This window comes from Candidatus Streptomyces philanthi (assembly GCF_059553635.1).
The window spans coordinates 1-3,550 of record NZ_JCANQV010000439.1 but is presented as its reverse complement, the minus strand read 5'-3'; the positions used below and the strand labels follow the sequence as shown (position 1 = coordinate 3,550).

Sequence of the window (3,550 nt, the reverse complement as noted above, 5' to 3'; positions counted from 1 at the left end):
GCCTTCCGCCAGAACGACGCCACCGCGCGGGCCCTGCTCACCCTGCTCCGGGGACCGGCCGCGGCGCCCCGCCCCGGGGTCCGTCCGCCCGCCGTCACCGTCCCCGCCGCGCCCACCGCCTCCCCCTCCGAGGACCGCCATGCCCCTGACCAGTGATCCCCCCGTCCACGCGGCCGCCCCACGACCGCCCGGCCCGCCGCGGCCGGACGACCCGCCGGCCCTTGAGGTCGTCCCCGTACGCCACCCCTGGCGGTGGGCGGCGATCGCCGTCACCGCCGTGGTCCTCGCCCAGTTCGCGCACGGCCTGATCACCAACCCGGCCTGGGAATGGGAGGTGTTCGCGCGGTTCTTCACCACGGCCACCGTGCTCAAGGCGGTGTGGACCACCGTCCAGCTCACCGCCTACGGCACCGCCCTCGGCTTCGCCCTCGGGCTGGTGCTGGCCTTCATGCGGCTGTCCGCGAGCCGGTTCCTGCGCACCGTCGCCTTCGGCTACATCTGGGCGTTCCGGGCCGTCCCGCTCATCGTCCAGCTGCTGTTCTGGTTCAACCTCGCCTACCTCTACAAGCGCCTGGACTTCGGCATCCCCTTCGGGCCCGCCTTCTTCTCCTTCGACACCATGGGGCTGGTGGGCGCGATGAGCGCGGCCGTCCTCGGCCTCGCCCTGCACCAGGCCGCCTACGCCGCGGAGATCGTGCGCAGCGGCGTCCTCTCCGTCGACCCCGGCCAGCTGGCGGCCGCCGCCGCGCTGGGCATCCCCCGGTCGCGGCAACTGCGGCGCATCGTGCTGCCGCAGGCGATGCGCTCGATCCTGCCGAACGCCGCCAACGAGGTGATCTCCCTCTTCAAGGGCACCTCGATCGTCTCCGTCATGGCGATCGGCGAACTCTTCTACCAGGTCCAGGTGATCTACGGACGGAACGGCCGGGTCGTCCCCCTGCTGATGGTCGCCACCGCCTGGTACGTCCTGCTGACCACCGTGCTCTCCGTCCTCCAGCACTACGTCGAACGCCACTTCGCCAAGGGAGCCACGCGATGAGCGCCACGGCCGCCACACCCCCCGCACCCGCCGACGGGCGCCCGCCGATGGTCGACATCAGGGGGGTCCACAAGAGCTTCGGCCCGCTCGCCGTCCTCAAGGGCATCGACCTGACGGTGCGGGCCGGCGAGGTCGCCGTCGTCCTCGGCCCGTCCGGCTCCGGCAAGTCCACCCTGCTGCGCACCATCAACCACCTGGAGAAGGTCGACAGCGGCTCGGTCAGCGTGGACGGCGCGCTGGTCGGCTACCGCCGCTCCGGGAACAAGCTCCACGAGCTGCGCGAACGCGAGATCCTCAAGCAGCGCACCGGCATCGGCTTCGTCTTCCAGAACTTCCATCTCTTCCCGCATCTGACGGTGCGGGAGAACCTCACCGAGGCCCCGGTCTCCGCACTGCGCCGCCCCCGGCGCGAGGCGGACGAGACCGCCGAGCGGCTGCTGGCCCGCGTCGGGCTCGCCGACAAGGCGGACGCCTACCCCCGGCAGCTCTCCGGCGGCCAGCAGCAGCGCGTCGCCATCGCCCGCGCCCTCGCCCTGGAACCCAAGCTGCTCCTCTTCGACGAGCCGACCTCCGCGCTCGACCCGGAGCTGGTCGGGGAGGTCCTCGACGTCATCAAGGACCTCGCACACCGGGGCACCACCATGATCGTCGTCACCCATGAGATCGGGTTCGCCCGCGAGGTCGCCGACACCGTCGTCTTCATGGACGGCGGCCGCGTCGTCGAGCAGGGGCCGCCCGCCCAGGTCCTCGGCACCCCGCGCCACGAGCGCACCAAGTCCTTTCTCTCCAAGGTCCTGTGACCACCATGAGGAGCACCACCATGGCCCGCCGCCGCGTCCTTCTGCCCGCCGCCGCGCTCGTCGCCGGCTCGGCCCTGCTCACCGCCTGCGGCGGCGGAGCGGCGGGCGCGGACACCGTGGGCACCGGCCGCGGCCCGAACATCAACATCGGCCCCGAGCAGCACCGCGTCCGCGGCGTCAAGGACCCGGCGAGCGCCGCCCTGGTGCCCGAACGGGTCCGCCGGACCGGCGTCCTGCGCATCGGCGTCGACGCCCCCGGCAGCCCGCCGCTGAGCTTCTACGCCACCGACGACCGCACCCTCATCGGCGTCGAGGAGGACCTCGCCACCCTGGTCGCCGACACCCTCGGCCTGCGCCCCCGCTTCGAGCCGCTGTCCTGGGAGAACCTCTTCGTCGGCCTCGACAGCGGCAAGCTCGACGCGGTGTTCTCCAACGTCACCGTCACCGAGGAACGCAAGGACAAGTACGACTTCGCCACCTACCGCAGCGACCGGCTGGCGATGGAGACGAAGAAGGGCAGCGGCTGGAAGGTGCGCGGCGCCCGCGACGTCGCGGGGAAGACCGTCGCCGTCGGCTCCGGCACCAACCAGGAGAAGATCCTCGTCGACTGGAGCAAGGAGAACGAGAGGGCCGGCCGCCCCCCGGCGCACATCAAGTACTACCAGAAGAGTTCCGACACCTATCTCGCCCTCGAATCGGGCCGTATCGACGGCTACTTCGGCCCCAACCCGTCGCTGGCGTACCACGTGAACACCGGTGGCCGGACGGAGATCGCCGGGACCTTCTCCGGCGGCGGCGCGGGCCTTGACGGAGAGATCGCCGCCACCACCCGGAAGGGCAGCGGCCTGGTCCGCGCCTACGCCTCCGCGCTGCGCACGGTGATGGCCGACGGCCGCTACGCGAAGGTCCTCAAGCGCTGGGGGCTGGAGGCCGAGGCGCTGAAGACCTCCCGGATCAACCCGCCCGGACTGCCCCGGACGACGACCGACTGAGCCCGCCGCCCGCCCCGCGGGCACGAGAGGAAAACCCATGCCCCGACCGCAACGCCCCTTCCACCTGGCCGCCGCCCTGGACGCCCCGCCCGGGGACGGACGGGCCGCCGACCCGCGCCGCTACGACGCCGGGTACCAGGTGCGCCTGGCCCGGCTCACCGAGCGCGGCGCCCTCGACTTCGTCACCCTCGGCGACTCCTTCGCCCGGCCCGGACCCGACGCGCTCGCCGTCCTGGCCCGGGTGGCGCCCGCCACCGCACACATCGGCCTCGTCCCCACCGTCACCACCACCCACACCGAGCCCTTCCACCTCTCCACCGCCGTCGCCACCCTCGACTGGGTCAGCCGCGGCCGGGCCGGCTGGCAGCCGGGCGTCTCGGCCACCGCGGCCGAGGCCGCGCTGTTCGGGCGGCGGGAGGCGGCCGCCCCCGCCGACCTGTGGCGCGAGGCGGGAGAGGTCGCCGATGTCGCCGCACGGCTGTGGGACAGCTGGGAGGACGACGCCGAGATCCGCGACCGGGCCACCGGCCGCTTCATCGACCGCGACAAGCTCCACTACGTCGACTTCACCGGCACCGCCTTCACCGTCCGCGGCCCCTCCATCGTCCCCCGGCCCCCGCAGGGCCACCCCGTCACCGTCGTCGACACCGCGGACGGCACCGGCGACGCGGCCGGGGACGCCGCGCTGCGGGAGACCGCCGCCGCCCGGGCCGACATCG

4 protein-coding genes are annotated in these 3,550 nt (G+C 73.4%); all 4 read left to right on the top strand.

The annotated features are described in order from the left end of the window. The first annotated feature begins 139 nt into the window (after nucleotides 1–139). Nucleotides 140–1,039 (top strand): amino acid ABC transporter permease, encoded by a 900-nt coding sequence (locus AC51EU_RS28615; RefSeq protein WP_496269991.1) that lies wholly within the window; start codon nucleotides 140–142, stop codon nucleotides 1,037–1,039. Beyond that, nucleotides 1,036–1,839 carry an amino acid ABC transporter ATP-binding protein gene (locus tag AC51EU_RS28610; RefSeq protein ID WP_496269990.1) on the top strand — a complete coding sequence of 268 codons (804 nt, stop codon included), beginning with the start codon at nucleotides 1,036–1,038 and terminating at the stop codon, nucleotides 1,837–1,839. The genes AC51EU_RS28615 and AC51EU_RS28610 overlap by 4 nt, the downstream gene beginning before the upstream one ends. Nucleotides 1,840–1,844: 5 nt before the next feature. Next, entirely contained in the window at nucleotides 1,845–2,831 is a 987-nt protein-coding gene (locus AC51EU_RS28605; RefSeq protein ID WP_496269989.1) for an ABC transporter substrate-binding protein, read from the top strand. Nucleotides 2,832–2,868: 37 nt separating this feature from the next. Beyond that, nucleotides 2,869–3,550, top strand: a 682-nt coding sequence (locus AC51EU_RS28600; RefSeq protein WP_496269988.1) for an LLM class flavin-dependent oxidoreductase, incomplete at its 3' end; no start/stop codon positions are given.